Genomic DNA, 24,654 nt, shown 5'->3' with positions numbered 1-24,654 from the left:
GCATGTCGCATGAAACGGGGATATTGAGTTACGCATTGAGCAGGCAAAAAGCCGATTCATGTAGTATAACTACAAGCTTGCTACATCCCCGGCACCTGCCAATAACAAAGAGTCCGCCCCTTTGAATCTGCTGCAACACATCGCCCAGTCACGCCACCTGTTACGCAAGTCGGAGCTCAAGGTCGCCGACCACGTGCTGCTTGATCCTGCGGCGGTGATGCACAGTTCCATGGCCGACCTGGCCCACAGCGTAGGTATCAGCGAGCCGACCATCGTGCGGTTTTGCCGCGCCATCGGTTGCTCCGGGTTTCAGGATTTGAAGCTGAAACTGGCGCAGAGCCTGGCGGCCGGCGCGAGCTTCGGGCAATTCGCGATCCATGAAGACGATTCGGTCGCCGATTACAGCCTGAAAATCTTCGATACCACCCTGCACACCCTGATGGAAGTTCGCGAGAAACTCGATCCGGTGGAATTGCAGAGGGCTGTGTCGCTGATGTCTCAGGCCCAGCGCGTCGAGTTCTATGGCTTCGGTGCTTCGGGCGCTGTAGCGGCGGATGCCCAGCACAAATTTTTCCGTTTGCTGCTGACTGCAGCGGCGTATTCCGATCCGCACATGCAGGCCATGTCGGCGGTTACTTTGAAGCCGAGCGATGTGGCGATCTGCATTTCCCAGTCGGGGCGTTCCAAGGACCTGTTGATCACCGCCAACCTGGTGCGCGAAAGCGGCGCTTCGTTGATCACCCTGTGCCCGAGCCAGACCCCTTTGGCCGAGTTGTCGACCGTCAACCTGGCGATCGATGTGCACGAAGACACCGAAATCTATACGCCATTGACGTCGCGTATCGCGCACCTGGTGGTGATCGATGTGCTGGCGATGGGCGTGGCCATGGCCCGCGGTCCGAGCCTGGTCAACCACCTGAAAAGCGTCAAACGCAGCCTTCGCAGCTTGCGGCTGTCACCCAAGTCCGTGAAAGCGCTGGACGATTAAGATCAAAGGATCGCAGCCTTCGGCAGCTCATACAGGGGAATGCGTTTACCCGGAGCTGCCGAAGGTTGCGATCTTTTGCTTTTCAAATTTCACACCGCTGTAACCCTCCCGCCGCCAAACCGTCATCCTTCGCACCTATCTTGTAACTCCCGTACTCGCCTTGGGAGACTCGAAATGGCTCAGCCCTACGAAGAACGCAACAGCGCCGTCAAAACCCGTCGTCAGCAAGAAGATCAGCGCCGCATGGAATTTCGCCGCGCCATCGAAGATCGCTGCGAACGCCGTCAGCTTCTGGCCGAAATCGGCGAGTTTCCTGACGACCTCGAACTCAACTACTGGCAGGCGGCACCGGTAGCTTCCCGTCGAAACGCTCAACCAACGCGCTGATCTGCGCCCGTTCGCTGCGGATAAACGCAAGGAATGCGTGGGCCACCGGCGACAGCCGTTTAGCCTTGGCCTGCACCAGGCACCAGCTGCGATATAGCGGCAGTTCTTCGACCGGTAACTCGATCAATCCGCCGGTCGCCAACTCAAGGTTCAGGGCGTGGCGCGTCAACAGCGCCAGGCCCAGACCCGCCAATACGCATTCGCGCTGAGCTTCCGCCGAAGCGACCTCTTGGGTCTGGGTGAAGTGCACGCGCTTCTCTTTGAAATACTCCTCGCAGGCCAGTCGCGTGCCGGAACCGGGTTCGCGCAACAGCAGCGTGTAGGGCTCAAGATCCTGCAAACGCAACGGTCCCATATGGCACAGCGGATGATCCGGCGGCGCTACAGCGACAATCGGGTTATTGAGGAACGGCAGGAATTCCAGCCCCATGTCCTGTGGGACCATCGACATGATCACCAGATCATCACGGTTGTCCGACAGGCGCCGGATGACCTGGCCACGGTTGACCACCGTCAGGTGCAGGTTCACTTCGGGATGCTGGCGTTTGAACGCGGCAAACAGGTGCGGTACGAAATACTTGGCGCTGGATTCCACCGCCAGTTTCAGCTGGCCCTGCAATGAGCCCTGCATGTCTGACAGCTGCATATCGAGGTTCTCCAGGCGCCCGAAAATGTCCCGGCTAGCGCGCTGCAGTGCTTCGGCCGCTTCGGTCATGTAGAGTTTTTTGCCTACATAATCGAATAAAGGTTGGCCGATCAGCTCTTCGAGTTGACGAATCTGTAGGCTCACGGCAGGTTGTGTGAGAGACATTTCATCGGCGGCGCGGCTGTAAGACCTTAAGTCGCACACTTCATTGAAGATCTGCAATTGACGCAATGTCATACGCATCAATGACTTACGCATTTTTTAGAGATCCTGAGCGGAGGCTGATGCCTCAACTATAAGTCTTTGCTTATGTGTAACCCAATTATTATTCATTTTTGTTAATCCCTTGCGAAGGCTAGTGTGGAGCTGCGACTGAATTGAAACATTTGGTCACGCGTCGACCTGGTCTGACAGGTCGTGGGTACCACCGGCTCAAGGGAACCTCCAAGTGATAAGAAAGATCCTGATTGCCAACCGTGGTGAGATTGCCGTACGAATCGTGCGTGCCTGCGCCGAGATGGGCATTCGCTCGGTCGCGATCTATTCCGACGCCGATCGCCATGCCTTGCATGTGAAGCGTGCGGACGAGGCCCACAGCATTGGTGCCGAACCACTGGCCGGCTACCTGAACCCGCGCAAGCTGGTGAACCTGGCGGTGGAAACCGGTTGCGATGCGTTGCACCCTGGCTACGGCTTCCTTTCGGAAAATGCCGAGCTGGCAGACATCTGCGCCGAACGCGGTATCAAATTCATTGGTCCATCGGCTGAAGTGATTCGCCGGATGGGCGACAAGACCGAAGCTCGCCGCAGCATGATCAAGGCCGGCGTACCGGTCACCCCGGGCACTGAAGGCAACGTGTCGGGCATCGAAGAGGCCCTGGCCGAAGGCGACCGCATCGGTTACCCGGTAATGCTCAAGGCCACCTCCGGTGGTGGCGGCCGCGGCATTCGTCGTTGCAACAGTCGCGAAGAACTCGAACAAGCCTTTCCACGGGTTATTTCCGAAGCTACCAAGGCGTTCGGTTCGGCGGAAGTGTTCCTGGAAAAATGCATCGTCAATCCGAAACACATCGAAGCGCAGATCCTCGGCGACAGCTTCGGCAACGTGGTGCACCTGTTCGAGCGTGACTGTTCGATCCAGCGTCGCAACCAGAAGCTGATCGAGATCGCTCCGAGCCCGCAACTGACCCCGGAGCAGCGCGCCTACATCGGCGACCTGTCGGTGCGTGCGGCCAAGGCCGTGGGTTACGAGAACGCCGGCACCGTGGAGTTCCTGCTCGCCGAAGGCGAGGTGTACTTCATGGAGATGAACACCCGGGTGCAGGTGGAACACACCATCACCGAAGAAATTACCGGCATCGACATCGTTCGCGAGCAGATTCGCATTGCGTCCGGTTTGCCGCTCTCGGTGAAACAGGAAGATATCCAGCACCGCGGTTTCGCGTTGCAGTTCCGCATCAACGCCGAGGACCCGAAAAACAACTTCCTGCCGAGCTTCGGCAAGATCACCCGTTACTACGCGCCCGGCGGTCCCGGCGTGCGCACCGACACAGCGATCTATACCGGCTACACCATTCCGCCGTTCTACGATTCCATGTGTCTGAAACTGGTGGTTTGGGCGCTGACCTGGGAAGAGGCGATGGACCGTGGCTTGCGAGCTCTGGACGACATGCGTCTGCAAGGGGTCAAGACCACCGCCGCGTACTACCAGGAAATCCTGCGTAACCCGGAATTCCGTAGCGGCCAGTTCAACACCAGCTTCGTTGAAAGCCACCCTGAACTGACCAACTACTCGATCAAGCGCAAACCCGAAGAGCTGGCCCTGGCCATCGCCGCCGCCATCGCCGCCCACGCAGGCCTGTGAGGAATATTCCAATGTCCAAGAAAATCCACGTTACCGACACAATCCTGCGCGACGCCCACCAATCGCTGCTCGCCACCCGCATGCGCACCGAAGACATGCTGCCGATCTGCGACAAGCTCGACAAAGTCGGCTACTGGTCGCTGGAGTGCTGGGGCGGCGCGACGTTCGACGCCTGCGTCCGCTTCCTGAAAGAAGACCCGTGGGAGCGTCTGCGTCAACTGCGCGCGGCCTTGCCTAACACGCGTCTGCAAATGCTCCTGCGTGGCCAGAACCTGCTCGGTTACCGCCATTACAGCGACGACGTGGTCAAAGCCTTCGTCGCCAAGGCCGCGGTTAACGGCATCGACGTGTTCCGCATCTTCGACGCGATGAACGACGTGCGTAACCTGCGAGTTGCCATCGAAGCGGTGAAAGCTGCCGGCAAACACGCTCAAGGCACCATCGCTTACACCACCAGCCCCGTGCACACCATTGACGCGTTCGTGGCGCAAGCCAGGCAAATGGAAGCCATGGGATGTGATTCCGTGGCAATCAAAGACATGGCCGGCCTGTTGACCCCGTACGCCACTGGCGAACTGGTCAAGGCGTTGAAAGCCGAGCAATCGCTGCCCGTGTTCATTCACTCGCACGACACCGCTGGCATGGCCACCATGTGCCAACTCAAGGCTATCGAAAACGGCGCCGATCACATCGACACCGCGATCTCCAGCTTCGCTTCCGGCACAAGCCACCCAGGCACCGAATCGATGGTCGCTGCTCTTAAAGGCAGCGAATACGACACCGGCCTGAACCTGGAACTGCTGCAGGAAATCGGCTTGTACTTCTACGCCGTGCGCAAGAAGTACCACCAGTTCGAGAGTGAGTTCACTGCCGTCGACACCCGCGTGCAAGTCAACCAGGTACCGGGCGGGATGATTTCCAACCTGGCCAACCAGTTGAAAGAGCAGGGCGCCCTGAACCGCATGAGCGAAGTACTGGCGGAGATCCCGCGCGTTCGTGAAGACCTCGGCTTCCCGCCGCTGGTGACCCCGACCTCGCAAATCGTCGGCACCCAGGCGTTCTTCAACGTGCTGGCCGGCGAGCGCTACAAGACCATCACCAACGAAGTGAAGCTCTACCTGCAAGGCGGCTACGGCAAAGCGCCGGGCACCGTGAATGAAAAGCTGCGTCGCCAGGCGATCGGCAGCGAAGAAGTGATCGACGTGCGTCCGGCCGATCTGCTCAAGCCGGAAATGACCAAGTTGCGTGCCGAAATCGGCGCCGTGGCCAAGTCTGAAGAAGACGTGCTGACCTACGCCATGTTCCCGGACATCGGCCGCAAGTTCCTTGAGGAACGCGCAGCCGGCACCCTCACGCCAGAAGTGCTGTTGCCGATACCGGAAGCGGGCGGCGTAGCGTCGGTCGGCGGCGAGGGCGTGCCGACCGAGTTCGTCATCGACGTTCACGGCGAAACCTACCGCGTCGACATCACCGGCGTCGGCGTCAAGGCGGAAGGCAAGCGCCATTTCTACCTGTCCATCGACGGCATGCCGGAAGAAGTGGTGTTCGAACCGCTCAACGAATTCGTTAGCGGCGGCAGCAGCAAGCGCAAGCAAGCCACTGCACCGGGCCACGTCAGCACCACCATGCCGGGCAACATCGTCGATGTGCTGGTCAAGGAAGGCGACACCGTGAAAGCCGGCCAGGCCGTGCTGATCACCGAAGCGATGAAGATGGAAACCGAAGTCCAATCGGCCATCGCCGGCAAAGTCACCGCTATCCACGTGGCCAAAGGCGACCGGGTAAACCCGGGCGAAATTCTGATCGAGATCGAAGGCTGAGTTAACAGCCTCGATATACCGCTTTAAACCTCGGGGGGGCATGTGCTCCCCTTTTTTTTTTTGCCCAATATTCCACCAGGCAAATGTGGGAGCCTGCTCGCGATAGCGGAGTATCAGCCAGCAATGCTACCGGCAGCCAATTGTTCAATGGCGACGGCGGCATTGGCCTTGTTGCTAGCCAGTAGCGCGCCGATGGCGGCGTTGGCGATCACGGTTTTAGGGGGGTCTACACTGCGGGCCAGGGCCTGCGCGCTGGCAGAGGTGGCAACCGTCTCAAGCGGCACATCGTTGCGGGTCAGCGCCACTTGAGTGTCACTGTAGGAAGCCTCTGGCGTCATGAATGCCAGATTGTTGGTGACTTGTCCGAACCCACCTTCAACACTTTTCTTACAGTGACTCAAGACAGGGGGGCTAGCGCACCGGCAAAAACGCATCTGCCGCAGATCAAAGGATCGCAGCACTCGGCAGCTCTTACCGGCTCACATAAGCCTTTCCATAATGCCGCTCCATCCGCGCCTGAATCAGTTCCAGCCCAATCGACATCACCCAATAAATCACCGCCGCCGTCGTGAGCATTTCGATATAGCGATAGCTCGAGCGCCCATACGATTGCGCCAGGAACATCACTTCCCAAACCCCCATCACCGAAATCAGTGACGAGTCCTTGAGCATGGAGATGAACTGGTTGGTGGTGGGCGGGATGATGGTGCGCATGGCCTGGGGCAGGGTGACGCGCCAGAAAATCACGGTTTCGCGCATGCCCAGGGCCAGTGACGCTTCGCGTTGGCCGTGGGGAACGCCGAGGATGCCGGCGCGAAAGATTTCGCTCAGGTAGGCGCCGTAGTTCAGCGACAAAGCGATGATGCCAGCGGCGATGGCGCCCGGCACGATGCCCAATTGCGGCAAGCCGAGGTAGATCAGCAGGATCTGGATCAGCAGCGGTGTGCCGCGAAAGAACGAGGCATAGAAGCTCGCGATACCGAACGCCACCGCGCTTTTCGACAACCGAGCCAGGGCAGTGATGAAGCCCAGCAATGATGACGCCACAATCGAGCACAGGCACAAAAACAGCGTCAGTGCCGCGCCTTGCAGAAAGCCGTTGGGCGCCAGGTGCAGGCCGATCAGGTTCGGCAGTTTGTCGAGGATGATCGAGAACTTCAGGTCGAAGCTCAGGAAGAAACTCGCAAACAACCCGAACATCGCTGCCCAGGTCAGGTACAGCCGCGTGCGGAAACCGAAAATCCGTTGCAACAACGACTCAGCCACCGGTTGCGGCGGCTGAGGTGGTTTGGGGAAAGAAGTCATTTGCTGATGTCGGCGCCGATCCATTTTTGCGACAGCTTGCTCAAGGTGCCGTCCTGTTTCAACTGGGCAAACACATCACGTACTTTGGCGTCCCACTGGGCGTCGCCTTTTTCGATGGCCACCGAGTTCGGCTCCGAGTACAGCGGATCACCGGCGAGCTTGAAGCGCTTGTCTTCGTTCAGGCGTGGTTGCGCGGTCACCAGGTTGGTGAGAATCGCGTCCAGACGCACGCCAGCGCCCAGGCCCAAATCCTGGAAGGCCACGTTGTCGGTGTCGTACGGAGCGATCTGCACATTCTCGAACGGGTACTGCAGTTGGGTGTCTTCGGCGCCTTCGATCACCAGGTTTTTGTTCAGGTAGCTTTCATAGCTGGAGGCGCTGGTGAGGCCGACTTTTTTGCCGCTCAGGTCCTTGGCGCCGTGGATGCTGTCATCCTTGGCGTTGACCACGATCACCGCAGGGGAGGCGTAGTACTCGACCGGGAAGTCGAAGACTTCGGCGCGGGCCTTGCTCGGGGTCATGGAGCAGATGCAGATGTCGTAACGCCCGCTCCAGCGGCCGGCGGCGATCACATCCCAGGACGGCGTTTCAAGGCGCAGCTTGACGCCCAGTTTGTCCGCCACGGCCTTGGCCACGTCGACGTCGAAACCGTCGAGCTGGTTTTGATCGTTGAGGAACGAGAAGGGCGGATAGCTTTCCATCAACACGCCCACCAGTTCTTTCTTTTTCTCGATGCGATCCAGGGTGGCGCCCGCAAAGGCTTGAGTGGAGGCAGCCAGAATCGTCAGGCCAAGGGCCAGCAGTGGTTGAAATTTCACAGTTGATCCCTGAAAAAAAAGAGGTTGTTATTAACCGGGTGGTGCGTATTAAATAGTTATAAGAACGACTCTGATAGTGAGTTATTTTCATAAGCTTATGAGTGAAAAGCATATGGGCGCAGGGACGGTAATTCTGGATGGTGGCATGGGTCGTGAGCTGCAACGCCGAGGGGCGCCGTTCAGGCAGCCCGAGTGGTCGGCGCTGGCCTTGAGCGAAGCGCCGCAAGCGGTAGAGGCGGTGCATGCGGCTTATATCGAAAGCGGTGCCAACGTGATCACCAGCAACAGTTACGCGGTGGTGCCGTTCCATATTGGTGAAGAGCGTTTTGCCGCTGAGGGCCAGGCGCTCGCGGCATTGGCCGGTGAACTGGCCCGGCGTGCAGTCGATGCGGCGGGCAAACCAGTGCGGGTGGCCGGTTCATTGCCGCCGCTGTTCGGCTCCTATCGCCCGGACCTGTTCGATGCAGCGCGGGTGACTGAATTGCTGACGCCTCTGGTCAATGGCCTGGCGCCTCATGTCGACCTGTGGCTGGCCGAAACCCAGAGCTCGATTATCGAGGCACGGGCGATCCATGCCGGACTGCCGAAGGACGGCAAGCCGTTCTGGCTGTCATTTACCTTGAAGGATGAAGACACCGACGAAGTGCCGCGTCTGCGTTCCGGTGAGCCCGTGGCTGAGGCTGCCGCGGTGGCGGCTGAGCTGGGCGTCGAGACCTTGCTGTTCAACTGCAGCCAGCCCGAAGTGATCGGCGCTGCGATTGATGCGGCGCGGGAAACCTTCGAACGTTTGGGTGTGAAGATTCACATTGGCGCCTACGCCAATGCCTTCCCGCCGCAGCCGAAAGAAGCCACGGCCAATGACGGTCTGGACCCGTTGCGCGACGATCTGGACCCCCCGGGATATCTGCAATGGGCGGCCGATTGGCAGAAGCGCGGGGCCAGCCATTTGGGCGGTTGCTGCGGGATTGGGCCGGAGCATATTGCAGTGCTCGCCCAGAAACTGGTTTGAAAGATCGTTCCCACGCGCAGCAAAGGAATGCATCCCGCGACGCTCTGCGTCGCCCTCCGGATCGAACGCAGAGCATCCGTGGCTGCATTCCCACGCAGGAGCGTGGGAACGATCATCTGGTGCGGCACTCCACCAGGGTTTTCACTTGCCCCGATGCCGTCTGGTTCTCATCGGAGAGCCACCGCTCGAACCCCGCGCCAATCGCCGGCCATTCCGAATCCAGAATCGAATACCACGCCGTGTCTCGGTTCTGACCCTTGACCACCATGTGCTGGCGGAAAACCCCTTCAAAACTGAACCCCAACCGCTCCGCTGCATACTTGGAACGGGCATTGCCGTTGTTGCACTTCCATTCCAGACGCCGGTAACCCAAGGCAAAGGATTCCCTGGCCAGCAGGTAAACCGCCTCGGTGCTTTTTGGTGAACGTTGCATCGGTGCGCCGAAGGTCACATGGCCGATCTCGATGCGACCCTGAGAAGGCACAATCGACATCAGGCTGAGGATACCCTGCACGTCGCCGCTGGCGCGGTCGATCACCGTGAAGAAATACGGGTCGCTGTTGGCCGCGTGGTTGTTCAGCCAATCGTTGAAAGCGCTGCGCTCCGGGAAAGGCCCATAAGGCAAATAGTCCCAGAGCTTCGGATCCGAGCCCGGACCTTCGAGGGCTTTCCACAAGCCGTCGGCGTGACGCGCCGGGTCAAGTTTTTCCAGGCGGATGAAACGCCCTTCGATCAGTTGAACCGAGGGCGGCGGAACGCCTTTCCAGTCCGCGAGTGAAGTCGACATGCTGCTCTCCTTGAACCTTATAGGACGTGGCGAAACTGGATGAAACCGGGGCGCTCGGCGATGCGCTCATAGAGCTGGATCGCGGTGGCGTTGGTTTCGTGGGTCAGCCAATGGACCTTGCAGCAGCCATCGGCCTTGGCCGTGGTATAGACGAATTCGATCAGTTGCCGACCGACACCGGTGCCGCGGGTTTCCGGCGTCACCAGCAAGTCTTGCAGGTAGCAGGAGTTTTCGATGCTCCAGTTTGAGCGGTGGTAGATGAAATGCACCATGCCCACCACTTTGCCATCGGCCCAGGCCAGCGCCGCGTGGGTCGGTTCGCTTGGGTCGAGAAAGCGCTGCCAGGTGCTCCGGGTGACTGCATCGGGCAATTCGGTGTTGTAGAAGCGCAAGTAGGCTTGCCACAACGGCAGCCAGGCCGCGTGATCGTCGGCGGTGACCTGGCGAATGTCGATCTGACTCATGTGGGTTCCTTAACGCATCAAGTGGGCGAGGGCCTGGTCGTGCACATCAGGGCTGGCGGACAGCCCCTCGCGCACACCGGCGATGTCTGCAGCATTGCGGTTCTGGCTGAGCTTGCGTTTGCCCTCCAGACGCTGGATCGGCAAGGCAAAACCGACGATGGCCTTGAGCATGCCATCAATGTAGTCGGCTGGAGCGTCGGCGACCTTCCATGGGTTGGCGCGGCCTGACTCATGACGGTCAGTCAGGCCGCTGACCAGAGTGCGCAGGCGGTCAGCGTCGCTGAAAACTTCGGCGGTGCCGTAGGCGTGGACAGCGATGTAGTTCCAGGTCGGTACGACTTTGCCATGCTCGGCTTTGCTTGGATAAAACCCTGGGCTGATGTACGCATCGGCACCGGCAAAAATCACCAACGCCTCGGCGCCGTTCTGCAATTCCCGCCATTGCGGATTGGCCCGGGCGAAGTGGCCGTAGAGGGTGCCGTTCGGGCCGTGATCAACATTCAGCAGCAAAGGTAGATGACTGGCTTGCAGGCCCTGTTCACCGTGGGTGACCAAGACAGCAAGACGAGTGCCGAGTATCTGCTGATGCAGTTCATTCATATCATCGATGGCAAAGGCGCTGGGCGTGTACATGGAAATTTTCCTTGGCGAATGTCTGCATCCTAGGCAGGCTATTGGTCTGTTGTAAGAGCCATTAATGACCAATTTCACAGGTCCATTACCATGTCGAATACGCCGCTTCCCTCGTCATTCAACCCGGCGGGTATCGAACTCGACCGCCGCCAGGGCCTGAGTCGTCAGCTTTATCAGGCGTTACGGGTGCGAGTGCTCGACGGACGACTGGCCAGCGGCACACGACTGCCGGCCAGTCGCGATCTGGCGGCGGCGTTATCGATTTCCCGTAACAGCGTAGTCCGTGCCTACGATCAGCTTTACGCTGAGGGCTTCATCGAGGGGCGTGTTGGCGACGGGACTTATGTCGCGCAATTGCCTCAAGCCGCAGTGTCGGTGAAAAAATTATCCACAAAAGTATCCACAGGGTTTTCAACAGGGTTACCCACAGCCTTATCCACAAACTGGCTGGATTTACCTGTGGTTTCATCCAGTAAAGTTATCCACAGCGGTGCTTTGGTCCGGGTTGAAAAGAACCATTTGACCTTGCCTCCCAGTGGCCCACCTCGGGCATTTCGTGTCGGCGTTCCAGCCTTTGATCTATTTCCTTTCGAGGTCTGGGCCAAGCTGAACGCGGCTTTCTGGCGTAAGCCGGATTTAGAGCAACTGTGTTACGGCGACCCTGCGGGCGATGCACGATTGCGTGGGCTGATTGCTGCGTACTTGCGCAGTTCGAGGGGCATGCAGTGCACCGCTGAGCAAATAGTGATCACCAGTGGCGCACAACAGGGGATTAGCCTTTGTGCACAGTTGCTGGTGGAGCCTGGCGACGGGGTGGGCATTGAAAATCCGGGGTATCGAGCGGCGGGTCATGCGTTCGCTGTCGCCGGCGCGCGATTGCACGGGATAGCGGTGGATAGCGAGGGGATTGATTGCACCGAATTGGCGGGGCTCAGTGATTGTCGATTAGCTTACGTCACGCCGTCGCATCAGTACCCGACCGGAGTGGTCATGAGTCTGGCGCGGCGCCTTGAATTGTTGGCCTGGGCCGAACGCACCCAAGGCTGGATCGTCGAAGACGACTACGATGGCGAATACCGTTACAGCGGCGCACCGCTGGCGCCGTTGGCTGCACTCGATCGGCAGGGGCGGGTGCTGTATGTCGGCACCTTCGGCAAGGTCGCATTCCCGGCATTAAGACTGGGTTATCTGGTGTTGCCGCCCGGATTGGTTGAGGCGTTCTCCCAGCGTCGTGCGGTGGACGTACGGCACTCGGAGGTCAGCACTCAAGCGGTCATGGCTGAGTTCATGGCGGCCGGGCACTTCCAGCGACACATCCGGCGTATGCGCCGTGCTGCGTTGAGTCGGCGTAACGTTTTGCTTGATGGCTGGCCCAGAGGTATCCCGGGCGTCGGTAAGCTGCCCAGTGTGGCGGCCGGTTTGCACCTGACGGTACGTGTCGACAGCGTGGCCCGTGAGCGCGAATTGATCGAACAAGCCACCAGCGTCGGGGTGGAGGTCAATGGACTGAGCAGTTATTGGCTGCCAGACACGACGCTCCCCGAGGACCAGCGAGCGGGGCTGGTCCTGGGGTTCGCTGCAGTGCCGGAGACGGCTATCGAGTCGGCACTGGCGAGGCTCAAAGAGATCTGGAGCCCGGTGTGAGCTGCGCCGCCCGGATCAGGTCCCTGATTTGATCTTGGTCCAGGCGCGGGTCCGTGCCCGTTCGGCATCACGAGGCAACGGTTGCAGGGTGTAGAGCGTACTCATCGCCGCTTCGGTGGGATACAGGTTCGGGTTGTTGCGGATCGCCGGGTCGACCATTTCCGTGGCGTCCTTGTTCGGGTTCGGGTAGCCGACAAAGTCGCTGACCGGTGCGATCACCTGGGGTTGCAGCAAGTAGTTGATGAAGGTGTAGGCGTCTTCCGGGTTTTTCGCGCCTTTGGGAATCGCGAGCATGTCGAACCAGATCGGCGCACCTTCTTTGGGCAGGCGCATGTCGACGATCACGCCATTCTTGGCTTCCTTGGCACGGTTGGCGGCCTGGGAGAAACTGCCGGAATAACCGACCGCCACGCAAATGTCACCGTTGGCGATGTCGGCCATGTACTTGGAGGAATGGAAGTAGGTGATATACGGACGAATCTTCATCAGCAGCGCTTCAGCCTTGGCGTAGTCCGCCGGCTTCTTGCTGTTGGGGTCCAGGCCCAAGTGTTGCAGGGCCAGCGGCAGGATCTCCGACGGTGAGTCGAGCAGGGCCACGCCGCACTGCTTGAGCTTGCTGATGTTCTCTTCCTTGAAGATCAGGTCCCAGCTGTCCAGCGGTGCGTTGTCGCCCAAAGCCGCCTTGACCTTGTCCGGGTTGAAGCCGATCAGGATGGTGCCGTACATGTACGGCACGGCGAATTTGTTGCCCGGGTCATTGGCTTCGATCAGCTTCATCAGTTTCGGATCGAGGTGGTTCCAGTTCGGCAGTTTGCTGCGGTCCAGCGGCTGGAACACCCCGGCTTCGATCTGCTTGGCGAGAAACACGTTGGACGGCACCACCACGTCGTAGCCGGAGTTGCCGGTCAGCAACTTGGCCTCCAGCGCTTCGTTGGTATCGAAGATGTCGTAGACCAGTTTGGTCTGGGTGTTCTGGGCCTTGAAATCTTCCAGCGCTTTGGGGGTGATGTAGTCGAACCAGTTGTACACCCGCAAAGTACGTTCTTCAGCGTGAACGGCACCACTGAACACTGTGGCACATAGCATTGGAGCGATAAGACGCTTGAGTCGGTTCATCTGTTCTAATTCCTCATTGGGCGCTTTCAAAACCTTCGAGAACGTTCACGGCATTGATGCCGATTTCTTCTACCGCGTAACCGCCTTCCATCACGAACAGCGTCGGCTTGCCGAGGTCCGCGATGCGCGCGCCCATCGCCAGGTAATCCGGGCTATCGAGTTTGAATTGGGAGATCGGGTCGTCCTTGAACGTATCGACCCCCAGGGACACGACGACGATGTCGGCGCCGTATTTTTCGATCTCTTTGCAGGCCTGCTCCAGCGCCGCGCTCCATCTGTCCCAGCCTGAACCAGCGGGCAAAGGGTAGTTGAAGTTGAACCCTTCGCCTGCGCCTTCACCGTGTTCGTCTTCGTAGCCGAGGAAGAACGGAAACTCGGCTTCTGGATGGCCATGGATCGAGGTGAACAGCACGTCGCTGCGTTCGTAGAAAATCGATTGGGTGCCATTGCCGTGGTGGTAATCGACGTCGAGGATCGCGACCTTTTTGTGGCCTTGATCGAGGAATGCCTGAGCGGCGATGGCAGCGTTGTTGAGGTAGCAATAACCGCCCATCAAATCGCTGGCGGCATGGTGTCCCGGTGGACGGCACAAGGCGAAAGCACTGCGAGCCCCGCGCTGGATCACCGCTTGGGCCGTGAGGGCAACTTGCGCCGCGCTATACGCCGCTTGCCAGGTGCCGGCGGTAATCGGTGCGCCACCATCGAAGCTGTAATAGCCGAGTTGGCCGTGCAGGCTGGTGGGCATGATCCGGCGCAAGGTGCGGGCCGGCCAGGTGTAGGGCAGCAAGTCGCCGTCGGTATTGAATTCGGTCCAGCGCGCCCAGGCCCCTTTGAAGAAGTCGAGGTAATCGCGGCTGTGGATGCGCTCGATCGGCCCGAGACCGAAATCCTGCGGCGCCTCGACCGGGCCCAGACGGCGGTACTGTACGCGCGCCAGCACATGGTCGGCCCGTGAGGGCATTTCGAAGCAGGGCATCAATTGCCCGTCCATCAGTTCACAACGGCCGTGATGCAAGTGGTGATCGTCCGAGTAGATCGTCAGCATTCTTGTTCTCCGCAGGCTGATTCGGTTGCACACAGTCTTGCGGCGGGCGGCGATTGGGAGAACGGCAGGAAAGGCCAAAAGGGGATCAATATGGCCAAAATATTTGACCGAAATTCGCCCCTTATTGGCGCGACGGCGCCCTCGAATGACGCATCTGACCTAAGCGAGGCTTGCCCGCGAAGGCGTCCTCAAGTGCGCCAAAAGCTTCGCGGGCAAGCCTCGCTCCTACCGGGGTGGGTTGTCAGGGCCTGAACTGGCTGGGCGCCACACCACTCCAGCGCACAAACGCATGTCGGAAGCTCGCGGTCTCGCTGAATCCCAGCGCCTCGGCAATCCGATAGATCGGCAGTTGATCTTCGCAGAGCATCCGCTTGGCCTGCTCGAAGCGCAATTCATCGAGCAATTCCTGGTAGCTACAACCTAGCTCTTTAAGGTGTCGCCGCAGGGTGCGCGCCGAGCAGTTAAGCTGTTCTGCCAGCCCATCCAGGCCCGGAGCCGCGTTGAGTTGCGCAGCAAGTAGTTGGCGGATACGCCCGAGCCAGGCCTGACGCCCGGTGAACTCGGTGTTTTGCTTGCGACAGCGCTCGGCCATGGCCTGGTGGGTGATGGCGTCGGCCAGCGGCAGGGGTTGTTCGAGCCAGCGCTTGTCGAAGGCAAATCCGTTGGATGCCGCATCAAACTGCAACGGACAGTCGAAACGCTCGGTGTAGCGCGCCTGATAGTCCGGGGCCGGGTAATCGAAGCGAGCGCCAAGCAGAGGCAGGGGGTGGCCGAGCAGGTCTTCGCAGGTGACTTTCATCGAGACCAGGCAAAACTCGACATTGAATGGTGCCAGCGCGGGGTTTTCCCGATAGTCGCCTGCTGTGAGCCAGATGCACTCGCCATCTTCTTCCAGGCTCAACTTGAACAGTGTTCCCAATAGCGCCGGATAGTGCAGCGCCAACCGCAAGGCGTCACCTAAAGTGGCGCTGGTGAGTAAGGCGTACCCGAGCAGGCCGTAGGACGAAACGTGCATCCGCCGGCCCAATTCCAGGCCGATATCGCGGCGTAACGCGACGGCGTTGGCGCAAACCAGCATCTCCTGGTTGGTGGTGATGCGCGTGTCCGCCCGGCTCAGATCCGCCGCGCTGATGCCGCTGCCGGCCAGCAACGCTTCGCTCGACAAGCCTTCGGCCTTGAAGGTATTGAGCACTAGGGAGACGGCGTTGAGGGTGGTGAGGTGGGAGTGGAGCATGGGTGGTTCCGGGTTTTGGATGCAGGAATTCAGCAAGTTGTGTGCCGTTCCTCAATGATGTTTGCATAACGTATGGATTTAGACGGCCTTTATTGTCTGTGAATCTATGTTGAGTAAAACGATGGCTGTCGATAGAGGGTGGTTGATCTGTTGTTTAAGTTTAACAAAATCTCACTTCTATTTAGTACTTCGTAAGTGGTGGTTGTTATTGGTTTGATTCTGTGGGGCTGTAGTCTTCGGCTCATTAGCCTATATAAAAACATAATAGTCGTCTACTGTCATAAGCAATAGTTCTTTGATGGAAAAACGACCGCTTGTCATGTTTTTATTCGTTGGTTGCTATTTTATTTGTTTTTTTGACGAGATGCTTTTCGAGGACTAGCTTGTCAATGTCCTCTGGGGGAGTGCCTGAATTACCCGGTTAGTAAAGGGCATATACCAAACTATAGACGGCGCAGAGGTTATTAGTTTTTTCCAATGCATGTCGTTATATAAGGAGATTGTCATGAGTCAAGTTAAGAAGTATTCGGCAGAGTTTTTCAAAAGTCTGCAAAAGGTCAATGGAGCGCTGAGTATTAAAGTTAATGACGTGGCGGAAAATTTTCCACTCAGTCATGCTGCGATTAGGGAGCGAGATATTTCGTTGTATTTTGATATGTCGGAAGGAAGTGGGTTTAATTCGTTTATCGGCCTGGTAATTAACAAGGACGCATTGAGCAAAAAAATTGAACTACCTAGCAACAGTGTTTACTTGCTGTTTCAGGATCCGACAGCAGAGCCTCCACAAGAATGGCTGGCGTCTAGTGGCTGGGTGCGTGTGGAGTGGGAGGAAAGTAGCGGCCGTATTCAGGGCCTGATGAATTTCAGGGGTGATAACGATGATTACGCAGTATTGGAGGACGGTAAATTCGACGTCACCATTAGTCCGTAGGTGAGTCGCAGTAAACCTTCCCGCACAGTCTGGCGGGAAGGTTTACTTCTCTCAGTCAGTAATGTCTGAGGAGCTCCAGGCCAGTTCGCCGCACAGGTCGAGTTCAACCAGCCGCCGAACTTCAGCTGTCTCAAGCCCTGCACCCAGCAGCCCATGCAACTTGCCGAACGCCGCCTCGCGAGTCATGCCGCCACCAGATAACACACCGGCGTCACGCAAGCGGCTACCCGCCTCGTACACGTCGAGCTGCACACCACCTTCATGACATTGCGTGACCGCGACCACCACCACACCTTTGTCCCGCGCCCGTTCCAGGCTGGCGAGAAACCCGGGATTGTCGCTTGGCCCGGTGCCGCTGCCATAACATTCCAGCACCAGACCCTGAATACCGCTGTTGAGCAGGCCATCCAGTTGATCGGCACCGATGCCTGGGAACAGTGGCAACACCGCGACCTTCGCCAGCTGTTTAGGCTGGTTGTAGTTCAGCTGCGCCGGCACGGAAGTCGCTTTCACGCCGCCACCCTGACGCTCCAGCCGCTTGAACGGATGACGGCCAAAACTGCGAACCTTGGCGCAACGGGTCGGGTCGAGCAGTTCGCCGTGGAAGTACAGATGAACGCCCGGCGCCAGGCCCTGGCCAAGAGCAACCAATGCACCGCTGAGGTTTTCCCAGGCATCGCTGTCGGCCACGCCGGCGGGCAACATGGAACCGGTGAACACAACGCGGGCATGCAGGCCGAGCAACTGAAAGCTCATGGCCGCGGCGCTGTAAGCCAGGGTGTCGGTGCCATGCAGGATCAACACGCTGTCGCAGCCCTGGACATCAACGGCGTCGACCACCGCTTCACGCAGTTGCTGCCAGTAGGCGGGCGTCATGTTGGCGCTGTCGATCAGCGGCGACATCTCACGAAAGCGCCACTGCGGCACCACCAGCTCGGGCTGGCTGTGCAGATACTCGCGCATCCGCGCTTCGAAACCGGACGCCGGGGCCAGGCCATGGGCACTGGCTTGCATGCCGATGGTGCCACCGGTGTAGAGCACCATGACGTGCTGGGCAGCAGGAAAGGTCGAGGAATTCATGGAGGTTCTCCGAAAACGATGTGGGAGCGAGCCTGCTCGCGATGGCAGCGATGTGGTCTCAGGCTCGAACCAAAACGGCAGCATCAAAAAAAGCTGCCACAACATACGACCGAGCATGACGTCGGTCGCAAGCTGTGTCACGCCGGACGCAGGGGATGCGCCCGGTTTTTTTACCAATCAGCGTTGCGCTGCGGTCACGCCTTCCGGCTGAGCCTGTGCCTTTGGAGCAGCGGCTGGCGGATTGGCTGGCCAGGCTTTCAGGTCCAGGTCCAGATCCGGGAACTTGCTCGAATCGAACACTGGAGTCTTGATGCCGGCAGCGCGCTGGTCATCGTAGTCACGCAGGATGCGCATGCCGACCTTGAACAGCAGGAACAGCGCGATCAGGTTCACGAAGGCCAACAGGGTCATGGTGATGTCGGCGAAGGCGAACACCGTGCCAAGGTTCTCGATAGCGCCCCAGAAGATCAACACCAGTACCAGAGTGCGGTAGCCGATCAGCGCCTTGCGGTTTTCGCCGATCATGAAGCGCAGGTTGCTCTCGCCCAGGTAGTAGTTGTAGAGGATCGAGGTGAACACGAACAACGACAGAGCCACCGAAATGAATATCCGGCCCCAGTCACCGACCACGGCGGCCAGGGAGTTCTGGGTCAAGGCAATGCCGTCACCTTCAAAGCCCGGGGTGTAGAAGCCCGACAGCAGGATCAGCAATGCGGTGCAGGTGCAGATCACGAAGGTGTCGAGGAATACGCTGAACGCCTGAATTACACCTTGCGAGACCGGGTGCTCGACCGAGGCCACCGCGGCTACGTTTGGCGCACTGCCCAGGCCTGCTTCGTTGGCGAATACGCCGCGCTTCACGCCCATGACGATGGCGCTGCCGATCAGGCCGCCGAACGCCTGATCCAGACCGAAGGCGCTTTTGACGATGGTCATCAACATGTCTGGAACGTGGTCGAACTGCAGCACGATCACGTAGAGGGTCACGCCGATGTAGGCCAGGGTTTTGACCGGTACCAGCAGGTCAGCGACCTTGGCGATCCGCTTGATGCCGCCGATGAACACCAGACCCAGCAATACCGCCAGGGCCAGCCCGGTGTATGTGGTGTCGAAGCCGAACGCGTTGTTCAGCGAGTGGGTCACGGCATGGGCTTGCAGGCCGTTGAAGGCGAAGCCGAAGGTGATCAGCAGCAGGAACGCCATGATCATCCCCAACCAGCGTTTCTGCAGGCCGTGCTGAATGTAGAACGACGGGCCGCCACGGAACTGGCCTTCGGAGTCGCAGCGCTTGTAGAGCTGGCCGAGGGAGCATTCGAAGAAGCTGCTGGACATGCCGACCAGCGCGGTCACCCACATCCAGAACACCGCACCGGGGCCACCAAGGGTCACGGCGATGCCGACACCCGCGATGTTGCCCGCACCGACGCGGCCAGCGAGGCTGAGCATCAGGGCCTGGAAGGAACTGAGCTGGCCAGCGCTGCTTTTGAGGCTGTCACGGAACACCGCGAACATGTGAAAGAAATGGCGGAACTGAACGAAACGCGAGCGGATCGTGAAGTAGCTACCGAGCCCGACAATGAGCACGATCAGTACTTTCCCTGAGAGGAAGTCGTTGATGACTTCGAGCATGGATTATTCCTCGCTATTTTTTGTGTGTGCAGATAATGGATGGACCGACACATCGCGTTACACCGGCTTGCGCGTGGTACAACAAGTGGATCGAGGTTCGTTCCGGTTCCATATCGCGGGTTTTATTAGTTCGGGTTTCGCATGGGTTTGGGCCTCGTTAACGACGACCGCTCACGCGAAGAGGGCCGGCACTATACCTAGGAGAGTGCCGGCCGTCTGCACGATTGTGGTGCAAGCGACGAAACGAAGTGCTGCAAAATCAAAAATCGCAGCCTTCGGCAGCTTCAATAGGGGCATCAAACCCTGTAGAAGCTGCCGAAGGCTGCGATCTTGGCGGCACTGAAAACATTCAACATGTTGTGAAAATCCGCAAAGGGTTAAAAAAAAGGGCTTGAGGGAATAAATCCCCAAGCCCTCAAAAGGTGAGAGGTGTCTAGTCCCTCGACCTGGTGAGCGTGGCTCTCATTGGAGCCGGCGTTTGGTTAGGCCTTCAGAGGCACCAGACGCGGAGCAATCATGTTTTCCGGGCGCAGGATGTCGGCAAGCATTTCTTCGTCGAGCAAGCCTTCTTCGCGCACCAGTTCCAGCACGCCGCGGCCGCTTTCAAGCGCGATACGGGCAATGCGGGTGGCGTTTTCGTAGCCGATGTACGGGTTCAGCGCGGTGACCAGGCCGATCGAGTGTTCGACCAGTTCACGGCAACGCTCCTCGTTGGCCGTAATACCGACGATGCAGTGCTCGCGCAGCATGTCCATGGCGCGCTGCAGCAGGCGGATCGAGTCGAAGATCTTGAAGGCGATCAGCGGCTCCATCACGTTCAGTTGCAGCTGGCCGCCTTCGGCCGCGATGGTCAGTGCCAGGTCGTTGCCGATGATCTGGAACGCAACCTGGTTAACGGCTTCCGGGATAACCGGGTTGACCTTGCCTGGCATGATCGAGCTGCCTGGCTGACGCGCTGGCAAGTTGATTTCGTTGATGCCAGTGCGTGGGCCACTGGACAGCAGACGCAGGTCGTTGCAGATCTTCGACAGCTTGACCGCGGTGCGCTTGAGCATGCCGGAGAACAGCACGAAGGCGCCCATGTCGGAGGTGGCTTCGATCAGGTCGGCGGCCGGCACCAGCGGTTGACCGCTGATCAGAGCCAGACGCTGAACGGCCAGGGCCTGGTAACGCGGGTCGGCGTTGATACCGGTACCGATCGCGGTGCCGCCCAGGTTCACTTCGGTCAGTAGCTCAGGTGCCAAGGTCTTCAGGCGGGCCAGGTCTTCGCTCAGGGTGGTGGCGAAGGCGCGGAATTCCTGACCCAGGGTCATCGGCACGGCATCTTGCAGTTGGGTACGACCCATCTTCAGAACGTGGCTGAATTCTTCACCTTTGGCGGCGAACGACTGAATCAGGCTGTCGAGGCTGGCCAGTAGCGCATCGTGACCCAGCAGCAGACCCAGACGGATCGCAGTCGGGTAGGCGTCGTTGGTCGACTGCGCCATGTTCACGTCGTTGTTCGGGTGCAGGTACTGGTATTCGCCCTTGCTGTGGCCCATGGCCTCCAGCGCGATGTTGGCGATGACTTCGTTGGCATTCATGTTGGTCGAAGTGCCAGCGCCGCCTTGAATCATGTCCACCACGAACTCTTCGTGGAAATCGCCGCGGATCAATCGGGCACAGGCTTCGCTGATAGCCGCGTGCTTGGCTTCGCTCAGATGACCCAACTCGCGGTTGGCGTCAGCGGCGGCCTGTTTGACCATTGCCAGGCCGACAACCAGCTTCGGGTAATGCGAAATCGGAACGCCGGAGAGACGGAAGTTGTTCACCGCTCGCAGGGTCTGGATGCCGTAATACGCTTGAGCAGGTACTTCGAGTACGCCAAGCAGGTCTTTTTCTGTGCGGAAAGATGCAGCGGAGGACATGATAGAAATCATCTCGATAGGGACCCGGTCTGTGCCGGAACACCGCAAATGCTAGGCGTGTGAAGAATTTTGGGCCAATGCTGTTAAACACTAGCCTATGCACATTCGGCATAATGCCCGTGTGACGCCGCGTGTGCGGCGAGCGTGTGACCTAAATTGGTGCGTGTCCGGGAGGGCGTGATGAATCTGGAAAGCAAATGGCTCGAGGACTTTAGTGCTCTGGCCGCCACCCGCAGCTTCTCCCAGGCGGCTGAACGACGCTTCGTGACTCAGCCTGCATTCAGCCGGCGGATCCGCAGCCTGGAAGCCGCATTGGGGCTGACCCTGGTCAATCGCTCTCGCACTCCGGTCGAGTTGACGGCGGCGGGGCAGCTGTTTCTCGTCACCGCGCGAACCGTGGTGGAACAGCTGGGTGAAGTGCTGCGCCACCTTCATCACTTGGAAGGCGGGCAGGGCGAAGTGATGCAGGTCGCCGCCGCGCACTCCCTGGCGCTGGGTTTCTTCCCGCGCTGGATCGCACAATTGCGCAACGAAGGGCTGAACATCGCCACGCGACTGGTCGCCACCAACGTCGGCGATGCGGTGCATGCGTTGCGTGAAGGTGGCTGCGATCTGATGCTGGCGTTCTATGACCCGGACTCCGCGATGCAGATGGACCCGGAGATTTTCCCCTCACTGCATCTGGGCGACACCGAGATGCTCCCGGTCTGCGCCGCCGATGCCGATGGCAAACCGTTGTTCGATCTGGAGGGGGAGACCAGCGTGCCGCTGTTGGCCTACAGTGCCGGAGCTTTTCTCGGGCGCTCGGTCAACATGCTGCTGCGCCAGCGTGCCCTGAGGTTCACCACCATTTACGAAACCGCCATGGCCGACAGCCTGAAAAGCATGGCGTTGGAAGGTTTGGGCATTGCCTGGGTACCGCACTTGAGCGTGCGCGCCGAACTGGCTCGCGGTGAGTTGGTGGTCTGCGGTGGCCCGCAATGGCATGTGCCACTGGAAATTCGTCTGTACCGCTGCGCGCTGGTGCGCAAGGCGAACGTGCGGTTGCTCTGGCGCAAGCTCGAAGGCGGCGCGGCCCAAAGTACACCTGGATCCTGAGACCACTGAAGATTCAATGTGGGGGCGGGCTTGCGTTGAATGTTCGCTGACCTCAGGGTCAATAAAACCGGCACCTTGCGCCGTATGACAGATGGTCGTATCGGGGGCTGTTTATCTGCGTCATTGCGGTATACTGCGCGGCCTTCGGCCGGTACGCCCGGCCATTTTTCGTACAATCAAGCCACGCATCTCTGCGTGGCTTGTTGTTTTATGACGCGCCTGCGGGCGCCCAGAGAGAAGAGGCACGACGATGAGTGCACTGGTTGGCGTGATCATGGGCTCCAAGTCCGATTGGTCCACCCTTAGCCACACCGCCGATATGCTGGAAAAGCTCGGCATCCCTTACGAGGTGAAAGTGGTTTCTGCCCACCGCACCCCGGACCTGCTGTTCCAGTACGCCGAAGAGGCTGAGGCTCGTGGCATCGAGGTGATCATCGCCGGTGCCGGTGGCGCGGCCCACTTGCCAGGCATGTGTGCGGCCAAGACCCACCTGCCGGTTCTGGGCGTACCAGTGCAGTCGTCGATGCTCTCGGGCGTTGATTCGCTGCTCTCTATTGTGCAGATGCCTGCAGGCATTCCGGTTGCCACCCTGGCCATCGGCAAGGCCGGCGCAATCAACGCAGCGCTGCTCTCGGCGAGCATCCTGGGCGCCAAGCATCCGCAATTCCATACCGTGCTGAAAAAATTCCGCGCTGAGCAGACAGACAGCGTCCTGGACAATCCAGACCCACGCATCGCCTGAGGTTGTTGACGATGAAGATCGGTGTAATCGGTGGCGGCCAGTTAGGTCGCATGTTGGCATTGGCGGGCACTCCGCTGGGCATGAATTTCGCTTTCCTGGACCCGGCGCCGGATGCTTGTGCAGCCGCGTTGGGCGAACACCTGCGGGCCGATTACGGCGATCAGGATCACCTGCGTCAGTTGGCCGATGAGGTCGATCTGGTGACGTTCGAGTTCGAAAACGTCCCGGCCGAAACCGTGGCGTTCCTGTCGCAATTCGTCCCGGTGTACCCGAGCGCCGAAGCCCTGCGCATCGCTCGCGATCGCTGGTTCGAAAAGAGCATGTTCAAGGACCTGGGGATTCCGACTCCCGCGTTCGCCGACATCCAGTCGCAAGCCGACCTGGAGGCCGCCGTGGCTTCCATTGGTCTGCCGGCCGTGCTGAAAACCCGCACCCTGGGTTACGACGGCAAGGGCCAGAAAGTCTTGCGCAAGCCTGAAGACGTAGCCGGCACCTTCGCGGAGCTGGGCAGCGTCGCCTGCCTGTTGGAAGGTTTCGTGCCGTTCACTGGCGAAGTCTCGCTGATTGCCGTGCGTGCTCGCGATGGCGAAACCAAGTTCTATCCGCTGGTTCACAACACCCACGACAGCGGCATTCTCAAGCTGTCCGTGGCCAGCACCGATCACCCGCTGCAAGCGTTGGCTGAAGATTACTCCAGCCGGGTACTCAAGCAGCTGGAGTACGTCGGTGTGATGGCGTTCGAGTTCTTTGAAGTCGACGGCGGCCTCAAGGCCAACGAAATCGCCCCGCGCGTACACAACTCAGGGCACTGGACCACCGAAGGCGCCGAGTGCAGCCAGTTCGAAAACCACCTGCGGGCCGTCGCCGGTCTGCCGCTGGGTTCGACGGCCAAGGTCGGCGAGAGCGCAATGCTCAACTTCATCGGTGTTGTACCACCGGTAGAGAAAGTGATCGCGATCGACGATTGCCATTTGCATCACTACGGCAAAGCCTTCAAGGCCGGCCGCAAGGTTGGTCACGCCAATCTGCGCTGTGCAGACCGTGATACGTTGGCCGCGCAGATCCTCAAGGTCGAAGCGCTGATTGCCGAATAGTTTCATGTGGCAGCGGCGGAACCTTCAGGGGCCGCCGTTCTCTGATGGCAGGATGCCAAAGTCTGGCTAGGCTTCAGCCAATTCAATCAGAGGGAAATGTCATGGGAATTATCGGAACCATCTTTATCGGCTTGATCGTCGGCCTGCTGGCTCGGTTTTTGAAACCGGGCGATGACAGCATGGGTTGGATCATGACCATCCTGCTCGGTATCGGCGGTTCGCTGGCGGCCACTTACGGCGGCCAGGCCCTGGGCATTTACCGCGCTGGAGAAGGCGCAGGTTTCCTCGGTGCGCTGGTGGGCGCGGTGGTATTGCTGGTGATCTACGGCCTGATCAAAAAAAGGACCTGATTGAAGTGACAAAGCCCTCTCTGCGTCATCCTCGGAGAGGGCTAGAATGCTCGGCGTTGCACC

Annotated in this window: 25 protein-coding genes; 12 read left to right on the top strand and 13 right to left on the bottom strand. The window is 59.3% G+C overall.

The features are described 5' to 3' along the window. The first annotated feature begins 121 nt into the window (after positions 1-121). Positions 122-988 (top strand): transcriptional regulator HexR, encoded by an 867-nt coding sequence (gene hexR, locus MMG91_RS22940; RefSeq protein WP_007896526.1) that lies wholly within the window; start codon positions 122-124, stop codon positions 986-988. Positions 989-1,162: 174 nt separating this feature from the next. After that, positions 1,163-1,375, top strand: coding sequence for a PA3496 family putative envelope integrity protein (locus tag MMG91_RS22935; protein ID WP_305447545.1), 213 nt, complete (start codon positions 1,163-1,165; stop codon positions 1,373-1,375). Here MMG91_RS22935 and MMG91_RS22930 read toward each other — a convergent pair. After that, positions 1,317-2,264 carry a LysR family transcriptional regulator gene (locus MMG91_RS22930; RefSeq protein WP_305449883.1) on the bottom strand — a complete coding sequence of 316 codons (948 nt, stop codon included), beginning with the start codon at positions 2,262-2,264 and terminating at the stop codon, positions 1,317-1,319. The genes MMG91_RS22935 and MMG91_RS22930 overlap by 59 nt on opposite strands. Positions 2,265-2,469: 205 nt before the next feature. On the opposite strand from MMG91_RS22930, the gene MMG91_RS22925 reads away from it, so the two are divergent. Then, positions 2,470-3,885, top strand: a complete 1,416-nt coding sequence (locus MMG91_RS22925) for an acetyl-CoA carboxylase biotin carboxylase subunit (protein ID WP_305447544.1) — start codon at positions 2,470-2,472, stop codon at positions 3,883-3,885. Positions 3,886-3,896: 11 nt separating this feature from the next. Beyond that, positions 3,897-5,705: a sodium-extruding oxaloacetate decarboxylase subunit alpha gene (oadA, locus tag MMG91_RS22920; protein ID WP_310660811.1), complete on the top strand. Its 1,809-nt coding sequence runs from the start codon at positions 3,897-3,899 to the stop codon at positions 5,703-5,705. 113 nt (positions 5,706-5,818) lie between these two features. Here oadA and MMG91_RS22915 read toward each other — a convergent pair whose 3' ends face one another. The 3 genes from MMG91_RS22915 to MMG91_RS22905 form a co-directional block, all read right to left on the bottom strand. Continuing rightward, positions 5,819-6,043, bottom strand: a complete 225-nt coding sequence (locus tag MMG91_RS22915) for a hypothetical protein (RefSeq protein WP_310660810.1) — start codon at positions 6,041-6,043, stop codon at positions 5,819-5,821. Between the two features lie 133 nt (positions 6,044-6,176). Beyond that, positions 6,177-7,010, bottom strand: coding sequence for an amino acid ABC transporter permease (locus MMG91_RS22910; RefSeq protein ID WP_310660809.1), 834 nt, complete (start codon positions 7,008-7,010; stop codon positions 6,177-6,179). Continuing rightward, a complete protein-coding gene (locus tag MMG91_RS22905) occupies positions 7,007-7,828 on the bottom strand; it encodes an ABC transporter substrate-binding protein (protein ID WP_310660808.1) in 822 nt (273 codons plus the stop codon). The genes MMG91_RS22910 and MMG91_RS22905 overlap by 4 nt, the downstream gene beginning before the upstream one ends. A 112-nt stretch (positions 7,829-7,940) precedes the next feature. On the opposite strand from MMG91_RS22905, the gene MMG91_RS22900 reads away from it, so the two are divergent. Further along, positions 7,941-8,837 (top strand): homocysteine S-methyltransferase family protein, encoded by an 897-nt coding sequence (locus tag MMG91_RS22900; RefSeq protein WP_310660871.1) that lies wholly within the window; start codon positions 7,941-7,943, stop codon positions 8,835-8,837. 112 nt (positions 8,838-8,949) lie between these two features. On the opposite strand, the gene MMG91_RS22895 is transcribed toward MMG91_RS22900, so the two are convergent. The 3 genes from MMG91_RS22895 to MMG91_RS22885 are packed head-to-tail and all read right to left on the bottom strand — an operon-like array spanning position 8,950 to position 10,721. Further along, entirely contained in the window at positions 8,950-9,624 is a 675-nt protein-coding gene (locus MMG91_RS22895; RefSeq protein ID WP_310660807.1) for a GNAT family protein, read from the bottom strand. Between the two features lie 17 nt (positions 9,625-9,641). Beyond that, positions 9,642-10,088, bottom strand: coding sequence for a GNAT family N-acetyltransferase (locus tag MMG91_RS22890; RefSeq protein ID WP_310660806.1), 447 nt, complete (start codon positions 10,086-10,088; stop codon positions 9,642-9,644). Positions 10,089-10,097: 9 nt separating this feature from the next. After that, positions 10,098-10,721: an FMN-binding negative transcriptional regulator gene (locus MMG91_RS22885; RefSeq protein WP_310660805.1), complete on the bottom strand. Its 624-nt coding sequence runs from the start codon at positions 10,719-10,721 to the stop codon at positions 10,098-10,100. Positions 10,722-10,811: 90 nt separating this feature from the next. On the opposite strand from MMG91_RS22885, the gene MMG91_RS22880 reads away from it, so the two are divergent. Beyond that, positions 10,812-12,365, top strand: a complete 1,554-nt coding sequence (locus tag MMG91_RS22880) for a PLP-dependent aminotransferase family protein (RefSeq protein ID WP_310660804.1) — start codon at positions 10,812-10,814, stop codon at positions 12,363-12,365. A 15-nt stretch (positions 12,366-12,380) separates the two neighbouring features. Here the strand turns inward: MMG91_RS22880 and MMG91_RS22875 are convergent, their stop codons facing one another. The 3 genes from MMG91_RS22875 to MMG91_RS22865 all read right to left on the bottom strand — a co-directional run bounded on the left by MMG91_RS22875 (position 12,381) and on the right by MMG91_RS22865 (position 15,760). Further along, complete coding sequence (locus MMG91_RS22875; protein WP_305503930.1) at positions 12,381-13,481, bottom strand: polyamine ABC transporter substrate-binding protein; 1,101 nt, start codon at positions 13,479-13,481, stop codon at positions 12,381-12,383. Between the two features lie 13 nt (positions 13,482-13,494). Next, positions 13,495-14,526: a histone deacetylase family protein gene (locus MMG91_RS22870; RefSeq protein WP_305447535.1), complete on the bottom strand. Its 1,032-nt coding sequence runs from the start codon at positions 14,524-14,526 to the stop codon at positions 13,495-13,497. A gap of 241 nt (positions 14,527-14,767) precedes the next feature. Beyond that, positions 14,768-15,760, bottom strand: coding sequence for an AraC family transcriptional regulator (locus MMG91_RS22865; protein ID WP_310660803.1), 993 nt, complete (start codon positions 15,758-15,760; stop codon positions 14,768-14,770). Positions 15,761-16,265: 505 nt separating this feature from the next. Here MMG91_RS22865 and MMG91_RS22860 point away from each other — a divergent pair. Further along, on the top strand, positions 16,266-16,691 hold the full coding sequence (locus tag MMG91_RS22860) for a hypothetical protein (RefSeq protein WP_310660802.1): 426 nt from the start codon (positions 16,266-16,268) through the stop codon (positions 16,689-16,691). Between the two features lie 51 nt (positions 16,692-16,742). Here the strand turns inward: MMG91_RS22860 and MMG91_RS22855 are convergent, their stop codons facing one another. Then, a complete protein-coding gene (locus tag MMG91_RS22855) occupies positions 16,743-17,771 on the bottom strand; it encodes an asparaginase (RefSeq protein WP_310660801.1) in 1,029 nt (342 codons plus the stop codon). 177 nt (positions 17,772-17,948) lie between these two features. Continuing rightward, positions 17,949-19,400, bottom strand: a complete 1,452-nt coding sequence (locus MMG91_RS22850; protein ID WP_310660800.1) for an alanine/glycine:cation symporter family protein — start codon at positions 19,398-19,400, stop codon at positions 17,949-17,951. A 248-nt stretch (positions 19,401-19,648) separates the two neighbouring features. Between MMG91_RS22850 and MMG91_RS22845 the strand changes: the two genes are divergently transcribed. Beyond that, positions 19,649-19,795 (top strand): hypothetical protein, encoded by a 147-nt coding sequence (locus MMG91_RS22845; RefSeq protein ID WP_310660799.1) that lies wholly within the window; start codon positions 19,649-19,651, stop codon positions 19,793-19,795. 87 nt (positions 19,796-19,882) lie between these two features. Here MMG91_RS22845 and aspA read toward each other — a convergent pair whose 3' ends face one another. After that, positions 19,883-21,307, bottom strand: a complete 1,425-nt coding sequence (gene aspA, locus MMG91_RS22840; protein WP_052966087.1) for an aspartate ammonia-lyase — start codon at positions 21,305-21,307, stop codon at positions 19,883-19,885. Positions 21,308-21,487: 180 nt separating this feature from the next. On the opposite strand from aspA, the gene MMG91_RS22835 reads away from it, so the two are divergent. From MMG91_RS22835 to MMG91_RS22820, 4 genes are all read left to right on the top strand, one after another. Then, positions 21,488-22,405: a LysR substrate-binding domain-containing protein gene (locus tag MMG91_RS22835; RefSeq protein WP_310660798.1), complete on the top strand. Its 918-nt coding sequence runs from the start codon at positions 21,488-21,490 to the stop codon at positions 22,403-22,405. A 250-nt stretch (positions 22,406-22,655) separates the two neighbouring features. Then, a complete protein-coding gene (gene purE / locus MMG91_RS22830; RefSeq protein ID WP_003196369.1) occupies positions 22,656-23,147 on the top strand; it encodes a 5-(carboxyamino)imidazole ribonucleotide mutase in 492 nt (163 codons plus the stop codon). Between the two features lie 11 nt (positions 23,148-23,158). After that, complete coding sequence (locus MMG91_RS22825) at positions 23,159-24,241, top strand: 5-(carboxyamino)imidazole ribonucleotide synthase (RefSeq protein WP_310660797.1); 1,083 nt, start codon at positions 23,159-23,161, stop codon at positions 24,239-24,241. A gap of 101 nt (positions 24,242-24,342) precedes the next feature. Beyond that, entirely contained in the window at positions 24,343-24,591 is a 249-nt protein-coding gene (locus MMG91_RS22820; protein WP_305447529.1) for a GlsB/YeaQ/YmgE family stress response membrane protein, read from the top strand. The last annotated feature ends 63 nt before the right edge of the window (positions 24,592-24,654 follow it).

The organism is Pseudomonas sp. JL3, from assembly GCF_031570575.1.
Lineage (GTDB): Bacteria > Pseudomonadota > Gammaproteobacteria > Pseudomonadales > Pseudomonadaceae > Aquipseudomonas > Aquipseudomonas cucumis.
Note: the sequence above shows the minus strand (reverse complement) of the source record. Positions and strands in the feature narration are given on the sequence as shown.